The organism is Pseudoalteromonas sp. S327, from assembly GCF_005886415.1.
Taxonomy (GTDB): Bacteria; Pseudomonadota; Gammaproteobacteria; order Enterobacterales; family Alteromonadaceae; genus Pseudoalteromonas; species Pseudoalteromonas atlantica.
In genome coordinates this window covers 61115-78889 of the sequence record NZ_PNDP01000012.1, presented here as the reverse complement: position 1 = coordinate 78889, position 17775 = coordinate 61115, and the positions used below count along the sequence as shown (strand labels likewise).

Genomic DNA, 17775 nt, shown 5'->3' with positions numbered 1-17775 from the left:
CGCTCATGATGATATTAATAGCATTCCATGAAACAAAGGAGACTGAGAAATGAGTGAACAATATGCCGCCTTGCGAGGTAATGTTAATTTACTTGGGCAGCTACTAGGACAAACTATTAAAGATGCCCAAGGCCAAGCGATTTTAGATAAAGTAGAGGAAATTCGTGCTTTATCAAAGTCATCTCGCAGTGGTAACGAAGACGACAGACAAGCGCTAATTGAGGTACTACATGCGCTTAGTGATGAAGAGCTTTTACCGGTTGCCCGTTCATTTAATCATTTTTTAAATTTAGCTAATGTAGCAGAGCAGTTTCACACTGTTTCGCGTTTTAATGATGTTGGTTTTTGCCAACTAAACCCTCTCACTCAAACATTAAAAACGTTAACTGCAAAAGCAAAAGAAGGCCAATTAGATAGTAATCATCTGGCCGAAACACTCTCAAAACTCCACATAAACTTAGTATTAACCGCTCACCCAACCGAGGTGACGCGCCGTACCATTATTAATAAGCACGTAGAATTAAGTGATTGTTTAGCCTCGCTTGAGCGCAAAGACAATTTACCACAAGAGCGTGAAGCTATTTTAAACCGTATCGCTCAGCTTATCAGCCAAGCATGGCACACCGATGATATTCGTCGTTCTCGCCCAAGCCCAGTTGATGAAGCTAAATGGGGATACGCTGTTATTGAAAACAGCTTATGGCATGCTGTGCCACGCTTTTTACGTGAGTTTTCAGATCAAGTTAAAGAGCATTTAAGTTTAGAGCTCCCAATTGATTATAGCCCCATTGAGTTTACCTCTTGGATGGGCGGAGACCGTGACGGTAACCCATTTGTGACCGCACAGGTAACACAGCAAGTACTTGATCATGGTCGTTGGATGGCGCTTGATTTATACAGCCGTGATATTGACACGCTAAGCGCAGAGCTGAGCATGTCAGATGCAAGCGATGAGCTAATTGAGCTGGCAGGACAAGACTTTGAACCTTATCGCGCTGTACTTAAAAAGCTTAAAAACCAAGTCTCTGAAACAGTGGTACATTTAGGTGCAAAAATTAAGAATAAGCGCAGCGATTCAGAAGACTTAATCACTGATATAAATCAAATCAAGCACCCAGTAGAGGTGTGCTATCGCTCTTTATTAAAGTGCAACATGAAAGTTGTCGCCGATGGTTTATTACTTGATTTACTGCACCGTATAAATAGCTTTGGCCTGCGTTTGGCAAAACTTGATGTACGCCAAGATTCAGACCGCCACAGCGATGTGTTTTCTGAGCTTACACGCCACCTAGGCTTAGGCGATTACAACCAATGGCAAGAGCAAGACAAACAAGCATTTTTGCTTACCGAGCTTAATTCTCGCCGCCCGCTTATTCCTAAAAACTGGCAACCAAGTCCAGAGGTGCAAGAAGTACTCGACACCTTTGATGTAATAGCTAAGCAAGATGAAAAAACATTTGGCTTGTATATTATTTCAATGGCGCGTACCGCCTCTGACATTTTAGCTGTACAACTGCTTTTAAAAGAAAGTGGCTGTCAGTTTGATTTACCAGTAGCGCCTTTGTTTGAAACGCTTGACGATTTAAACGCTGGTAGTGATGTAATTACCACTTTGCTTGATAACGTATGGTACCGCGGGCATATTAAAAATACCCAAAATGTCATGATTGGTTATTCTGATTCAGCTAAAGATGCCGGCATGATGGCCGCAGGCTGGGCACAGTACGAAGCAATGGATAAACTAGTGCAGCTTGCCGATGAGCGCGGCATTGAACTTGTTTTATTCCATGGTCGTGGTGGTACGGTAGGGCGCGGTGGTGCACCTGCTGCACAAGCACTGCATTCACAACCGCCTGGTTCATTAAAAGGTGGCTTGCGTGTAACTGAGCAAGGCGAAATGATCCGCTTTAAGTTTGGTTTACCTGATGTAGCACTGCAAAGTTTAAATATTTACGCGGGTGCTGTACTGCAAAGTAACTTATTACCACCGCCAGAGCCTAAGCAAGAATGGCGTGAAGTGATGAAGTTGATAAGCGAGCAGTCGTGCGATCACTACCGTAATGTGGTTCGCCACGATGAAAACTTTGTTCCTTACTTTAGAATGGCAACGCCTGAGCTGGAGCTGTCTAAATTACCGTTGGGCTCGCGTCCTGCGAAACGTAATCCAAATGGTGGGGTGGAGAGCTTACGTGCTATTCCATGGATTTTTGCATGGAGTCAAAACCGTTTAATGTTACCTGCATGGCTTGGCGCATTAACAGGCTTAAAGGCGGCACTTGATAAATACGGCATAGAAACACTGCACGAAATGAGCCTGCAATGGCCATTTTTCAGAGCACGTCTTGAAATGCTAGAAATGGTATTTAGTAAAGCCGATAGCTGGTTAAGTGAGCATTACGATAACGCGCTGGTGGAAGATATGTACAAACCACTAGGTACCTCGTTACGTAAAGAGCTAGAAGAAGCAATTAGCTTAGTGCAATCGCTTAGCCCGCAAAATAGCTTATTGGCAGATCAACCATGGATAAAAGAGTCGATTGCGCTGCGTAATCCGTACACCGATCCGCTTAATGTACTGCAAGTTGAGCTGCTGCGCCGTTCGCGCTCAAGCGATAAAGTGAGTGAAGGTGATATTGATAATGCATTAATGATCACCATGACAGGTATAGCTGCAGGTATGCGCAATACTGGTTAGTCAACTTTAACTAAAAAATAGGGGAGCACAGTGTGCTCCCTTTTTTTGCTGGCATTTAGGCGCCTAACCTTTTAAACTACTTAGCCATTAAATAATTATAATATGTTATGGCATCAGCAACTTTTACTGTGCAACAAGACACAGCACTCACAAATTCACATATCTCACTAAGCGTTACGCAAACTCAAGCATTACGCAGCCAATTAAAAGCCCAGCGCGGTATTTTACATCCTAACGATATTAGCCAATTATGCGCGCAACTTAATGTATCTGATGACGCGTTATTACAAGGTTTAGTGCCTTTAGCGTCTGAATTTTCGGTGGCTCCTGTTTCTCATTTTCATGTGGGAGCTATTGTTAAAGCACTTGATGAGCAAGGTGATATAAATTTTTATTTTGGTGCGAATGTAGAGTTTGATCACCAAGCGCTTAGTTTAGTCGTGCATGCAGAGCAGTCGGCGATTAACAATGCGTGGTTAAATGGCGCAAAAAAAATACTAAAAATAGCAATTAGCGATGCCCCATGTGGTTATTGCAGGCAGTTTATGAACGAACTGGCTGATGCAAAAGAGTTTGATATTTTACTACCAGATCAGCACTTTAAATTAGCTGATTTATTACCGCATTCATTTGGCCCCACTGATTTAGGCAACGATTTTAGCCTGTTTAACCCAAAACAGCAGCAACACACATTTGCAGATACAGCTCTTGATGAAAAACTAGCAGCCATGGCGCTAATGGCCTACGTACCTTACAGTAACAACTTTAGCGCAGTTAAAATAAGCACCTTTGATAATGGTGACTTTTACGGCAGTTACGCAGAAAACGCGGCTTACAGCCCAAGCCTTTCGCCACTACAAAGTGCGCTTAGTCAATTGTTTTTAGCGGGTCTTAGCTTTAACGATAAAACGATTAAAGCAATTACACTGTTAGAAACCCAAGGTCATGAAAACCAAGGGGGAGTAGCACGTGCGGTACTTGCAAGCTTTAGCAATTTGCCAGAAATAGAAGTGATTAGCGCAAAGCTAAGGTAACCAGAGCTCAGGGTAAGCTAAAAACAATAAAGCACAGCAATTGCTGTGCTTTATGCGTTTTATTAAAGCGCTAAAAAGGCATTAGCCTAATAGTACTTTTGCAGCTTCTAAAACCACAGCCACAGATTTTTTCTCAATTTCACCGTGATCAACATTTGGAATTTCTTGGCGAGTACGGTTAACCAATACACCGGCAACACACGCCGCTTTAAGGCCTAGCGCTGCACACATGGTAAATAAGGTAGCAGACTCCATTTCGTAGTTCATCACACCTAGGTTTTGCCACTCTTCACAGCTACCTTGTAATGACTTAGGTACATAACCCGAATGCGTATCGTAACGCTCTTGCCCTGGGTAGAATGTATCGCTTGAGGCTGTAATACCAATGTGGAAGTCGATATCTAGGTTTTTACACGCTTGCACCATAGCTTGAGTTGCAAAAAAGTCAGATACCGCAGGGTAGCTAAGTGGTGCAAAGTGTTGACTTGCGCCATCTAAACGCACAGAGGCTTGGCTTACTAAAATATCACCTTCATTAATATGTGGCTGAATTGCCCCAGTAGTACCAATACGTAAGAAAGTACGTACGCCAAGCTGTGCCAGCTCTTCTACAGCAATAGAGGTTGAAGGGCCGCCAATACCGGTTGAACAAATCACCACAGAGTGACCATTTAACTGGCCTAAATAAACATGAAACTCACGTGTTTGAGCAAGGCAGGTTGGGTTGTCTAGGAATTGAGAAATGCGTGCAGCGCGATCTGGGTCACCAGGGACAATAGCAAGTTCAGCCCCTTTTAAATCGTCAATACATAATCCTAAGTGAAATACCTTTTCCATAACTAAGCCTTTTTATAAAAATTTGTTGTCAATCTAGCATCATTACGGCAAATGTAAACTAAGTACAGGACGTATGTCCGATGTTGAAAAATACTTATAAATGATGGCTTTATTCATTCACATTGAATATTAAATCAAAGGCTTAAAGTTCGTTAAAAGGCGGGTGGTTGACTTGTTTATTGAGAGTCTATATGTATTGATTATGGTGATAATTTAAATTTATCAATACGTGGTTTAAAGCGTTTTTAGTTATTTAATAACAAATAGTTACGGTTTGTTTTTGGCATTATTTTAACGGCTTTTATATAAGCGCGTAAATAATGCTTGAACAATAAGTGAGCGCACTACGCGTTATTTGCAAATAGGCCGATAATTTTAGTTTTTGCATAACTAATCAAAACCACATGAATAAAACACACAAGTATAGGATTTATTATGAGCACACAATTTGACGCGTTTAAACGTAAAGTAGAGCACTGTTTATGTGCACCTGGCGATGGTGTATTTACAGTTAATACCGCGAAAGAGCGTAAAGCGGCATTACGTAATAAATTGTATGGGCAAAGCGAAAATGTTGATGTTTTGTGGCGCGATTCTTTAACACAATTACCCGAATCTCCTCACAAAGCGGTTATGTTAGGTATTAGCTCAGATTGTGGCGGCGGTATTTTACGTGGAGCAAACTGGGGGCCATTATTTTTACGCTCAGCCTTGATTGATCAGCAAACCCAGTGCCGCTCTTTTGATTTAGGTGATGTACGCGTTATCCCGCATTTATTACATGATAAATACTTAAACGACGCCACAATTTCAAACTGCCAAAAAGCCCTATACGGCGATAAAAACGATGATTACTACGTAAGCCCGCTTTCTATTACCGAAGATGTGTGTGACAGCTTTTACGCCACATTTAAAGATAAAGGCATATTTGGTATTGGGGGCGATCACTCAATCAGCTACCCGCTAACTAAAGCGTATTTAAAAGCTAAGCGCGAGCAAGGCAAACGTACCGCTATTATTCATTTTGATGCGCATACCGATTTATTAGTAGAGCGCTTAGGGATAGATTTATGCTTTGGCTCGTGGTGTACGCATATATTAGAGTTTTTACCTGCACCGCATCATTTAATCCAGTTTGGTATTCGCTCAAGCGGTAAACCTAAATCGCACTGGGAAAGCACCTTTGGTGTAAAACAACATTGGGCTAATGAAATTATAGAGCGTGGTGCAAAAGCGGTTGCTGATGAAACCATTGCGCAGCTTAAAGCCGATAAAGTAGATGAAGTGTACGTAAGCTTTGACATAGATGCACTCGATGCCGAATTTGCCTCAGCAACGGGCACACCAGAAGATAACGGCTTAACCCCGCAACATGCACTGGATATTTTACAAGCTATTGCCGATGAGTTTCCAATTACTGGCGCCGACATGATGGAAATAGCGCCATTTACCGACAGCTCATTAGTAGGCCAAGCAAGTTCAGAAACAACATTACGTGAAGGCGCTAAAATTTCAGCGTTCTTAATTAGTGCAATGAATAGATAGCAGGTTAGTCTTTAAAAAACCTAGTCCTATCAGTGTATAGGGCTAGGTTAAAAACTAGCGGTTCGGTTACCCTCGGCTATAGTTGGTGTATATCTGTTTTAGTTTTGAGGCGAAGCTGAATGAAGCTGTACTTATTTTTGTTGTGTTTTGCATGCATAAGGCTCAATGCAGCTGAAATTACAATAGTGACCGAAGTATTCCCCGATTTTCAATACATTGACGAAAACAACCAACTTGCAGGGCGCTCTGTAGATAAAGTGAGAAACGCGCTCGCCAATACAGATATTAATTATATTATGCTAGAGCATAGTTGGGCGCTATCTTATAACGCTACATTGCGAGATAAAAACACCTGCATATTTTCAATTGCAAGATTGCCCAAGCGAGAAGGTAAGTTTAGTTGGATAGCTGAGCTTGAAAGTTTTGACTCTGCTATTTATGCCCTTAAATCACGTAACATTCGCTTAAAAACGCTTAGCGATGCTAAAAAATATAAAACCGCAGTTATTCGTGATAATTTTAGTCATCATTTTTTATTAGAGCGCGGTTTTACTGAAGCTAAAAATTTACTGATAATTGATAGCTTTGACAAAATAGATAAATTAATAAGCACACGGCACGATATTCTCGACTTTGTTATTTTAAGTAAAAAACAATTTAACTACCGCGCACAGTTTGAGCCAAAGCTTAAGTTATTAGAGCCTATATTAACGCTCAATACACAACACTCCCCCCTTTACTTTGCCTGTAATAAAAACATGTCGCAAAGCCTACAAGATAGACTTGCGCTGGCATTCGATGAAGCAAAAAAGCAAAATAAACAACGCTAATTCAATGGCTTATTAATTTAGCCTGTAAAAGCATAAATATAAATTGCCGCGTTTAAAAAAGCGTCTATAATCAGCTGCTTTTTATTGAAAAAGCGCTAACTTTTTGGAGCGTTAAATGGGTGATTTAATCGGGATTAGCTTATTGATCTTGATCAGTGCGTTGTTTGCCATGTCGGAAATTGCTATTGCAGCGTCGCGTAAAATTAAACTGCGGGTAATGGCCGATGAAGGCAGTGATAACGCGGCCGCGGTATTAAAACTGCAAGAAAACCCTGGGGCGTTTTTTGCGATGATCCAAATTGCCCTAAACGCGATTGCTATTTTAGGCGGAATAGTGGGCGAACAAGAGCTATCGCCTTATGTACAAAGTATCTTGGTGCTTTTTTATCAAGGTGTACACCTTGAAAAAATTAGTTTTTTATTTTCGTTTTTTACCATTACCTCGCTGTTTATATTATTTGCTGATTTAATGCCAAAGCGTTTAGCGATGATCATGCCCGAAGCGGTGGCTGTGCGTGTGGTAACAATAATGCGATGGGTTACTTTTGCACTTACGCCATTAGTGATGTTTTTTAATGGTTTAACTAATTTTGTACTGCGTTTATTTAAAGTACCCGCAGAGCGAGAAGACATTGTTACCACCGAAGACATTGTGGCGATGATGGACGCGGGCGCAGAATACGGCAGCTTACAACAACAAGAGTATGAGCTAATTGGCAATGTGTTTGAACTAGAAGCACGCTTTTTATCAAGTGTAATGACCCCACGCGACCAAATAGTTTATTTTGACTTAAATGAAAGCAGCCACGATATAGCCACCAAAATTATTGAAAATCCCCATAATCATTTTTTAGTGGTCTCGGGTAATTTAGATAAATTACGCGGCTCTGTTGAGTCAAAAGATATACTACGACAAGTACTAAAGGGTGAGCCAGCTAATATTAAGCAAGAGCTGATTGAAACAGACGTGTTTTATTTACCTGAAACTCTAAGCCTGTCCGAGGCGCTAAATGCATTTAAAAGTGCTGCAAAACCGTTTGCTGTGGTAGTAAATGAATATGCCTTGTTAGTCGGTATTGTTACCGTAAAAGATTTAATGAAAGGGTTTATGGGAGATTTAATTACCCACCAAGGCGATGAACTTATTATTGCCCGCGATGAGCACTCATGGTTAGTGGATGGTTTAACCCCAATTTCTGATTTAGCAAAAGTATTAGACATTGAAGAGTTTCCCGATCAAATGCACTTTGAAACTGTGGCTGGCTTTTTAATATACACAATGAAGCGTATACCTAAACGTGCTGAGTACTTTACCTTTAATGGCTTTAAATTTGAGGTGGTTGATGTTGAGGGCATAAGGGTTGAGCAATTATTGGTGTCTCGTATAAATAAATAGTGATAAATTTGCATTAAAGCCAAGCTTAGCTTGGCTTTTTTGTTGCAGGTTAATAAATAACGCACCGCAATAAAGTTTATTTTTCATACTTATCCGTTTTATTTTTCATCAAATTAACACCTTCTACAACCTATGGCGTAGTTTAATTTTGCAACTGTAAGTTAGTGTAAATTTGCACCCATTTTAATTTATTCTCGTTTAGATTTACTTTAGAATGATCGTTCACTCTAGACATAAATAGACTAAAAGGTATTTAACATGCAGCGTTCTCGCATCGCTTTATTTGTATTAACAGCCCTCGTTGGATCTGTTGCTTTAACAGGTTGCGACCAAGCAGCTGACTCGCAACAAGCTTCAGCTCCACAAGCAGTACCTGTTGGTGTAATTACATTAAAAAGCCAAGCGCTTACACTAAAAAAGGAGCTTCCCGGTCGCATTAGTGCTTTTCAAATTGCGGAAATCCGCCCGCAAGTAAGTGGCATTGTGCAATCGCGTTTATTTAAAGAAGGTGCTCAAGTTAAGCAAGGCCAAGCGCTTTATCAAATTGACCCCGCTACGTTTGAAGCTGACCTAGCAGCAAGCGAAGCAGCTGTTGCCCGCGCTGAGGCAAGTATTGCCAGCACTAAATCAAAAGCGTCGCGTTATAGCGAGCTTTTAAAAATTAAAGCCGTAAGTCAGCAAGACTTTGACGAAGCAGATGCAGCGCAAAAGCAAGCACAAGCAGAGCTATTAACGGCAAAAGCACAGCTTAAATCGGCGCAAATTAACCTAGATTACAGCCATGTATCTTCTCCAATCAGTGGCCAAATTAGTAAATCGAGCGTTACTGTTGGTGCGCTTGTTAGCGCTAATCAAACAACAGCATTGGCAACAGTGACCCAGCTTGACCCTATTTATGTTGATTTAACCCAATCAAGCAACGAGCTAACTCAACTTAAAAAAGCTATTTCTTCAGGTTCATTGAGCGTTGATTCACAATCGCAAACAGATGTTGAACTGCAAATGGAAGATGGCTCAACTTACCCACTTAAAGGCACGTTACAGTTCTCTGAAGTGACAGTAGACCCAAGCACAGGGTCGGTTACCTTACGCGCTAAATTCCCAAATCCTGATAAGTTATTATTACCGGGTATGTATGCACGTGCCTCAGTGGTTGAGGGCGTAAAACAAAACGCTATTTTAGTGCCGCAACGTGGGGTTAGCCGTAATACAAAAGGCGAGCCAACAGCCATGGTTGTTAGCAAAGAAAACACCGTTGAAAGCCGCGTTTTAAAAGTAGACAGAACGATTGGTTCAAACTGGTTAGTAACCGACGGGCTAAGCGATGGCGATAAAGTGATTATTGAAGGGTTACAAAAAATTCGCCCTGGAGCGCCGGTAACACCGACTGAAGTTTCACCATCAGCAACAGCTGACAAAGCGCAATAACGGAGAGTTTTAATGTCACGATTTTTTATCGACAGACCCATCTTTGCATGGGTACTTGCTATCGTGGTTATGCTTGCAGGTGTTTTAGCTATTCAAAGTTTACCAATAGCTCAGTACCCGTCAATTGCCCCGCCGGCAATTAGTATTACTGCAACATACCCGGGCGCATCAGCACGTACCCTAGAGGATACGGTTACCCAAGTTATTGAGCAAAAAATGAAAGGCCTTGATGGTTTGCTATATATGTCATCGACTTCTGAGTCGAGTGGTTCAGCAACCCTTACGCTTTCATTTAGCGCCGAAACTGACCCGGATATTGCACAGGTACAAGTGCAAAACAAGTTAGCCACAGCCACCCCTTTGCTACCTGAAGAAGTGCAAAGGCAAGGTGTATCGGTGGCTAAGTCTGCACGTAACTTTTTAATGGTACTGGGTTTTGTATCAAAAGATGGCAGCATGACGAATATCGATATTGGTGATTATGTGTCATCTAATGTTCAAGATATTGTTTCGCGTGTTGAAGGGGTAGGTGAGGTTCAGCTGTTTGGTTCTCAGTATGCTATGCGTATTTGGTTAGACCCAGCTAAGCTGCAAAACTACAAGTTAACCCCTGCTGATATTAGTGCATCAATCAGTGCTCAAAACGCCCAAGTGTCTGCTGGGCAATTAGGCGGCATGCCTGCGGTTGAAGGTCAGCAACTTAATGCTACCGTTACTGCACAAAGCCGTTTACAAACAGCAAAAGAGTTTGAAGACATTATAGTTAAGGCAAACGCCGATGGCTCGTTTGTACGCCTTGAAGATGTAGCCCGTGTAGAGCTTGGTGGTGAAAGCTATCGTGTTGTAGCGCGTTACGATGGACAACCAGCATCGGGCTTAGGTATTAAGCTTGCCAGTGGGGCAAATGCACTCGATACCGCAGAAGGTGTAAAAGCTGCTATTGAAGAGTTAAAAGCGTTTTTTCCTGAAGGCTTAGATGTTGTTGTTCCTTATGATACTACTCCGTTTGTTTCGTTATCGATTGAAAAAGTAGTGCATACATTAATAGAAGCGGTTGTGCTGGTATTTGTTGTTATGTATCTGTTTTTACAAAACTTCCGCGCTACGCTTATTCCAACTATAGCTGTACCTGTGGTGTTGTTAGGTACTTTTGGTATTTTGTACGCGTTTGGCTATTCAATAAATACATTAACCATGTTTGCAATGGTACTTGCCATAGGTCTACTGGTTGATGATGCGATTGTTGTAGTAGAAAACGTTGAGCGTGTAATGAGTGAAGAAAAACTCTCTGCGCTTGAAGCAACACGTAAATCGATGGATGAAATTAAAGGCGCGCTAGTGGGTATTGCCATGGTGCTGTCGGCTGTATTTATTCCGATGGCGTTCTTTAGTGGGTCTACCGGTGTTATTTATCGTCAGTTTTCTATTACGCTGGTATCAGCAATGGGGCTCTCGGTATTAGTAGCACTTATTTTAACACCTGCATTGTGTGCCACGCTTTTAAAGCCTAGCCACGTGCATGATAATAGCTCGATGTTTGGCCGTTTTTTCAGTGGTTTTAACCGCGGGTTTGATAAAACAAATGCCGGCGCGCAAAGTTTTGTAAGCCGTATGATCCGCTTATCTAAGCGCTACCTTTTATGTTATGGCCTTATTGTTGCGGGCATGGTGTATATCTTTTCAAGCCTACCTACAGCGTTTTTACCTGATGAAGACCAAGGTATTTTGTTTAACCAGGTTTCACTGCCTGCAGGCTCAACTACCGAAGAAACATTAGAAGTGGTTAAAAAAGTAGAAAACCACTATTTAAACGATCAATCTGAAGCTGTTAACGGTATTTTTACGGTAACCGGATTTAGCTTTGCAGGTTCTGGTCAAAACTCAGCAATAGGGTTTGTAAACTTTAAGCATTGGGATGAGCGCGAACGTGATGATTTATCTGTGCAAGGTGTGGCAGGTAAAGCAATGGGCTATTTCTCAACGATTAAAGAAGCGTTTGTGTTTGCTTTCCCGCCGCCAGCCATTGTTGAGCTAGGTACTGCAAATGGTTTTAATATTTTCTTACAAGACAGGGTTGGACTTGGCCACGATGCTTTATTAGCAGCGCGTAATCAATTACTTGGTTTAGCGAGTCAAAGCCCAATTTTGGCGGGTGTACGCCCTAACGGACAAGAAGATATGCCCGAGCTGCAACTTGATGTTGACCTTGCTAAAGCACAAGCACTGGGTGTGTCTCAGGCTGATATTAACAGCACGTTATCAACTGCGTGGGGTAGTAGTTACGTTAATGACTTTATTGACCGTGGCCGCGTTAAAAAGGTCTACCTTCAAGGTGAAGCGCAAGGACGTATGGTGCCAGAGGATTTAAACAAGTGGTATGTACGTAATGACAGTGGCGATATGGTGCCATTTTCAGCCTTTGCAAGTTCGTATTGGACCTATGGTTCACCACGTCTTGAGCGTTATAACGGCTTTTCAGCAATGGAAATTCAAGGTACTGCTGCACCAGGTTACAGTACTGGCCAAGCAATGGACGAAATGGAGCGCTTAGTTAAACAACTTCCTAATGGAATTGCCTCTGAGTGGACGGGTATTTCGTTTCAAGAGCGCTCTAGCAGTGGCCAAGCCCCGTTACTTTACGGTTTATCGCTATTGTTTGTATTTTTATGTTTAGCAGCGCTTTATGAAAGCTGGTCTGTACCGTTTGCGGTTATGCTTATTGTGCCATTAGGTATATTTGGTGCGACGGTTGCCGCGGTAATGGCAGGTTTATCTAATGATATTTACCTTCAGGTAGGTTTATTAACCACCATAGGATTAGCCTCTAAAAATGCAATATTAATCGTAGAATTTGCGATTCATAAAATGCAAGAAGGCTTAGGGTTAGTCGATGCGGCTATTGCAGCAGTACGCTTACGCTTACGTCCAATATTAATGACCTCAATGGCCTTTATTTGTGGTGTTATACCGCTTGCTATTGCCTCAAGTGCCGGTTCAGGTGCGCAAAATGCACTGGGTATTTCGATTATAGGTGGTACGCTTGCCTCTTCTATTTTAGTGGTGGTATTTGTGCCGTTATTCTTTGTTTTAGTTCGTCGTGTATTTCCAATGAAAAACACCGACGATAAAAAGGAGAGCGCACAATGAGCATTAAACGCTTCACTTTAAGCGCAATTACATTAGTTGTTTTAAGTGGCTGCCAACTAGCCCCTGAGCAAAAAGAGCTTGCTTTACCAGTGCCAGATACTTATGTATCTGACACTGAGCAAGCAGCAGCGCAACAGTTACATTGGCAGCAATTTTTTAATGATGAAAAATTGCAAACCTTGATTAGCTTAAGCCTTGAGCATAATAAAGATATGCAAATAGCAGTATTAAATGTGCAGCGTGTACGCGGTTTATACCAAATTGAAGATTCGGGTTTATACCCTTCATTAGATTTTAATGGTGGGGCTACGCGCCAACGTTTACCGGCTGATTTAACCAGTACGGGTGAAGCAGGTATTAGCTCACAGTACAGCGCAACGGTCGGTATTACCTCTTATGAATTAGATATTTGGGGTAAGGTACGTAACCAGTCTGAGCAAGCCCTGCAAAACCTCTATAACACTGAGCTTACGCAATACAGCACGCAAATTTCACTCATTGCTGAGCTTGCCAATGCTTGGTTAAACTACGCAACTGACTTACAGCTATTAGAGCTTGCTAAAGAAACATTAAGCTCGCAGCAGGAGTCGCTCTCGCTTACGCAAAAAAGCTTTGATTTAGGCGCTACATCGGCAATTACGCTTGAGCAGCTTAAAAGTACGGTTGCCACTGCAAAAGTAGATATAGCAACATATAAACGCTTGTTAAAACGTGATAAAAGCGCGTTAGATTTACTGGTAGGGCGCCCTGTATCGAGTGATTTATTACCGACTAACTCGTTAACTAATTTACTGGATTTACCAGAAGTACCTGTTGGTTTACCCTCTGATTTATTAACACAGCGCCCTGATATTAAAGCCGCTGAGCATGCTTTATTAGCCGCTAACGCGAATATAGGTATAGCGCGTGCGGCGTTTTACCCAAGCATTAGCTTAACCGCGACTGCGGGCAGTACGTCTAGTGATTTAAGTGGCTTGTTTGATTCAGGCTCAGGGACATGGAGCTTTGTACCGTCAATCAACTTACCAATTTTTACTATGGGACGTAACCAGGCAAACCTTGATGTGGCAAAGGCCGATCAAGAAATTGCGGTGGCGACGTACCAGCAAAAAATTCAAAATGCGTTTCGTGAAACTGCCGATGCATTAGCAGATAGAGAAGGCTACAAAGAGCAACTTGATGCCCTTGATATGTTAATTAGTTCGCGTCAGCTAACGTACGATTTATCAAAAATGCGTTACGAAAAAGGCGCTGATAGCTACCTACAGGTACTTGATGCACAGCGTACGTGGTACTCGGCTCAACAGCAGTTAATAACAGGTCAGCAGGCTTACCTTGCCAGCCAAATTAATTTGTATAAAGCTTTAGGTGGCGGCTGGAATATAGCTAAAACACCTGTGCAAGAGCAGTAAAATGAAAGGTGTTGTTAAGTTAAGCTATGCAATGAACTTACGCTGTATTAAGTATGCGCTTAATACCGGAGTAGGGTTATGAGCACGAAAGCTAAAAGGCATATAGACCCAGCATTAGCACAAGCTAGGCGAGAGCAGGTGCTTAGTGCTGCCTCAGAGTGTTTTAAACGCAAGGGATATCATGGCGCAGGCATGGCCGAAATATCCCGTACTGCAGGCATGAGCGCTGGGCATATATATAACTACTTTGAAAGCAAAGAGGCAATAATTGAAAGTATTATTGCTAAAGACATGGAAGAAATGTTTTCTATCTTTCAGGAGTTTGAAGATCACCCAGGTGATGTTCTACAAGCGCTTATAGATGGCTTAAACATTGGTGTACAAAGGCATATGGATACCGGTGCCTGTGTGGTTGATTTAGACATGATGGCGGAAGCGGGTCGCAATAGTAAAGTGGCCTCGCTTTTACGAGATATGGATATTCAAGCACGGGGGCGCATGCGTCAATTGCTCACCAGTGAACGTAGTGCACTTAAAGACACTGATGAACACGAACTTGAAAGCCGCATTAACGTTATTTTTTCGATGATGGCGGGGTTACTGCTTCGTAAGATGCTCTACCCTGAGCTCACCGAAGAAACGGTGTTAATCGCGCTAAGGCCTGCGATGAAAACCTTGCTCATGCCGTTTGATAAAACCAAGTAATAGAAAACTAAAAAGCGAGTCAAAAGGCTCGCTTTTTTAATGCTAAATACGCTCTACGCACCACAATAGTGCCATTGCAGCGATAGCAAGGGAGCCAATTGGCATCACCCATTTTATGTAAATAGGTTTATTGCGCATGGTTAGTAACACCGGCAGTGCAATACACAGTATACTCAGCTGCCCAAGCTCTACACCTAAGTTAAACGCTAAAATGCTGAGCAATTGATAATCGCTCGAGAGCCCAAGCTCACCAAGTACACTGGCAAAGCCCATTCCATGTAACAAACCAAACGCAAAAGTAAGCCAGCCAAGGCGTAATATAACCGGCCATACATTGTTTAAAGCCGCAAATAATACCGAGATTGCAATACCTAGCTCTACCCAGCGGCTACTTGGCGAAACAAGATTAAGAGCCGTAGCAGTAAGGGTAAGTGAATGCGCAAGGGTAAACGCAGTCACGATCCACGCAGTGTGCTTAATAATGTGCTTTTTACTTACTATTGCCTGCCAATGACTTTCAGTGCGTGTTAAAACGCAGGTTAAAAGTAGTGCAATTAAAAATAAAATATGGTCAATACCAATCCAAATATGTAACACGCCTTGATAAACATATTGGTTAAAAGTCGTTAAATAACTCGATTGCCCAGTGGTAAAAGTGTGTTGTTGCTCATCTATAGTGAAAACCCGCGAAACCTGATTTACATTTACAATAACTTTGTGGTTAGCGTCTTGGTTAAAAAAAGCGCGGTACATTAACGTTACATCTGCATCAGTGTTACAGCTAAAAACTAGCGGCAACACTAAATATGCTTCATTAAAATGATTATCTAATTGGTAGTTATCGGTAATTTTTAATGGGCAAGTTTGCTCATTTTGTAAAACCAATAGAGTATTTTTGGCATAGCGATTAATAGCCGACTTTTGTGATTTTAATTCGCCCCAGCTTATTTGTGTGTCTTGGTTAACATCAAGCGCAACTTGTTGTTCTAAATCGCTAATATTTATTTGCCAGGTGCCTGTGTATTGCTTTTTGTTGTTGGTATTATCCAGTGAAATATAGCTTGTGCTCAACTGATGTGCTTGCACGCTAAAGTTGGCAAATAGCGCAACTATAAATAAAACAAATAACGCGTTTATTTTACTCATAAAGAATCCCTAACCATCGTATTTGCTTGGCTTAGTAAGTGTTTATCTGTACTCATTTTTGCTTGCTGCCAATTTATATTTGCCCAGTATTGTGCCTTGGCTTGGTTTGCTTGTACATGAATATAGTAGTTAGCTAAGTCGTTGGCATGGAAGGTATCTTGGCGTTGTTCACGTAATTTTACGCGTTGTTGCATGAGCGGTTGCCACACCGTATTAGTGTGCTTATTACTGCGTTTTTCAGCTATGGCTAACTTGAGCAAAATAGCGTCTTCAAGCGATGAGTGGCTATTGGCAAGTTTACCGAGTGTATTAAGCACTTTTTCAGGGTTGTTTTGCTGCAGTTGAATATCGGCCCACAGCACAATAAGGCTTACCGGGGCTGTGTTTAAATCAATATTATTTATATGCTGCTGCGCACGGGTGAATTTATTAAGTCTAAACGCCATTTCGCTGAGCACATGTTTTGTCGTTAAGCTGCTGTTTTTGTTTTGCGTAAGCTTAACTAACGCGTGATAACTTTCACTAAGTTTGCCCTGTTGGCTTTGTACATCTAGCACACACGTGCTGGCCGTTAATAGGCTGGTGTTACCAATTAATGCCACGCAATGGTGCTTAGCTTGTTCAAATTTGCCTTGTGTCATCAACATATTAGCGAGTAATAAATGGGTGTTTACATGATCTGGCTGGGTTTTTAATACGTTATTAGCAACTTCTATGGCACGCGAAAACGCATGCTCCTTTTGAAGTACCCGTGCATATAAATAACCGCTTTGTGCAGTTGCAGAAGCGGTATATAGGTTTTTTAAGCGTTTTTTTAATACACCTTGATAGCGCTCTGTTTGGCCTATGTATTGGCTATTTAGCACCAGCGCAGTGAGTTGCTCCAGGGTTAAATTAGCACTTAATGTTGCATTGCTTGAGGCAATAATTGCGTTATCTTTTGGGGTAATTGGTTTTGCAAGCACGTTATTTACACACAGTGCAGCGCAAAAAACAAAGAGCATTTTTTTATAATGACTGCGCATTGTTTTATCCTCTTAAAAAAGCCATCCATGGCCATCAGCTTAATTTACTTACTGAGTTAGTTACCAGAAGCGCCCGATGAAATACCGCTTACGTCTGTGTCTGTATTGATAAAGACACGTCCGTTGGTAGATAGCGGTTGCGCAGTGGGGCTTTGATTAAATGCATCGCTTGCAAATTGTGCAAAGTCCACTTGCAGTGCTTCAATGGTTATATTTACCGCTGCAGTCACTTGCTGGTTAACACCGTCTGATACACCAAACATAAAGCTGTCGCTACCGGTTGCTTCTTTGTTTGGGGTATAGGTAAAGCTGCCATCGCTATTTACTACAGCGTTACCTAATGTCGGCTGCGAAGTTAATGTGTATGTTAATGTATCGCCATCAGCATCGGTGGCCACTAACATGTCGTTAATTTCAACTTCTGTTTGTGTGGTTAACATTGCATCACTAGCATTGGGCGCAGAATTTACAACCGGTGTGGGTTGTTTGTTATCATCATCACTGCTACACGCGCCTAGTGCCAAAGCGCATAACAATATACTGCTATGGGTAAGGTTTAAATTACGCATACGTTA

Annotated in this window: 13 protein-coding genes; 9 read left to right on the top strand and 4 right to left on the bottom strand. The window is 41.8% G+C overall.

The annotated features are described in order from the left end of the window. The first annotated feature begins 49 nt into the window (after window positions 1-49). Together ppc and cdd are read left to right on the top strand one after the other, a co-directional pair. Window positions 50-2695 (top strand): phosphoenolpyruvate carboxylase, encoded by a 2646-nt coding sequence (ppc, locus tag CWB60_RS04775; RefSeq protein ID WP_004588760.1) that lies wholly within the window; start codon window positions 50-52, stop codon window positions 2693-2695. A 107-nt stretch (window positions 2696-2802) separates the two neighbouring features. Further along, window positions 2803-3729 carry a cytidine deaminase gene (gene cdd / locus CWB60_RS04770; RefSeq protein ID WP_138579129.1) on the top strand — a complete coding sequence of 309 codons (927 nt, stop codon included), beginning with the start codon at window positions 2803-2805 and terminating at the stop codon, window positions 3727-3729. 81 nt (window positions 3730-3810) lie between these two features. Here cdd and udp read toward each other — a convergent pair whose 3' ends face one another. Continuing rightward, window positions 3811-4566 (bottom strand): uridine phosphorylase, encoded by a 756-nt coding sequence (gene udp / locus CWB60_RS04765; protein ID WP_004588758.1) that lies wholly within the window; start codon window positions 4564-4566, stop codon window positions 3811-3813. A 435-nt stretch (window positions 4567-5001) separates the two neighbouring features. On the opposite strand from udp, the gene CWB60_RS04760 reads away from it, so the two are divergent. From CWB60_RS04760 to CWB60_RS04730, 7 genes are all read left to right on the top strand, one after another. Beyond that, the gene (locus CWB60_RS04760; protein WP_004588757.1) at window positions 5002-6111 is read left to right on the top strand and encodes an arginase family protein; all 1110 of its coding nucleotides are present in this window, start codon (window positions 5002-5004) and stop codon (window positions 6109-6111) included. A gap of 119 nt (window positions 6112-6230) precedes the next feature. Further along, window positions 6231-6941, top strand: coding sequence for a transporter substrate-binding domain-containing protein (locus CWB60_RS04755; RefSeq protein WP_138579127.1), 711 nt, complete (start codon window positions 6231-6233; stop codon window positions 6939-6941). A 115-nt stretch (window positions 6942-7056) separates the two neighbouring features. Beyond that, window positions 7057-8337 (top strand): polyamine export protein PaeA, encoded by a 1281-nt coding sequence (gene paeA, locus CWB60_RS04750; protein ID WP_138579125.1) that lies wholly within the window; start codon window positions 7057-7059, stop codon window positions 8335-8337. 258 nt (window positions 8338-8595) lie between these two features. Beyond that, complete coding sequence (locus tag CWB60_RS04745) at window positions 8596-9765, top strand: efflux RND transporter periplasmic adaptor subunit (RefSeq protein ID WP_138579123.1); 1170 nt, start codon at window positions 8596-8598, stop codon at window positions 9763-9765. A 12-nt stretch (window positions 9766-9777) separates the two neighbouring features. After that, window positions 9778-12912, top strand: a complete 3135-nt coding sequence (locus tag CWB60_RS04740) for an efflux RND transporter permease subunit (protein WP_054981829.1) — start codon at window positions 9778-9780, stop codon at window positions 12910-12912. Further along, a complete protein-coding gene (locus CWB60_RS04735; RefSeq protein ID WP_121638433.1) occupies window positions 12909-14324 on the top strand; it encodes an efflux transporter outer membrane subunit in 1416 nt (471 codons plus the stop codon). The genes CWB60_RS04740 and CWB60_RS04735 overlap by 4 nt, the downstream gene beginning before the upstream one ends. Window positions 14325-14402: 78 nt before the next feature. Continuing rightward, entirely contained in the window at window positions 14403-15029 is a 627-nt protein-coding gene (locus tag CWB60_RS04730) for a TetR/AcrR family transcriptional regulator (RefSeq protein ID WP_024031928.1), read from the top strand. Window positions 15030-15071: 42 nt separating this feature from the next. On the opposite strand, the gene CWB60_RS04725 is transcribed toward CWB60_RS04730, so the two are convergent. From CWB60_RS04725 to CWB60_RS04715, 3 genes are read right to left on the bottom strand one after another with little or no spacing between them, the layout of a single operon-like run. Continuing rightward, window positions 15072-16175: a HupE/UreJ family protein gene (locus CWB60_RS04725; protein WP_138579121.1), complete on the bottom strand. Its 1104-nt coding sequence runs from the start codon at window positions 16173-16175 to the stop codon at window positions 15072-15074. Further along, window positions 16172-17200 carry a tetratricopeptide repeat protein gene (locus CWB60_RS04720; protein WP_138579119.1) on the bottom strand — a complete coding sequence of 343 codons (1029 nt, stop codon included), beginning with the start codon at window positions 17198-17200 and terminating at the stop codon, window positions 16172-16174. The genes CWB60_RS04725 and CWB60_RS04720 overlap by 4 nt, the downstream gene beginning before the upstream one ends. Window positions 17201-17256: 56 nt before the next feature. Continuing rightward, window positions 17257-17769 carry a cadherin-like domain-containing protein gene (locus CWB60_RS04715; RefSeq protein WP_138579117.1) on the bottom strand — a complete coding sequence of 171 codons (513 nt, stop codon included), beginning with the start codon at window positions 17767-17769 and terminating at the stop codon, window positions 17257-17259. Window positions 17770-17775 lie beyond the last annotated feature (6 nt).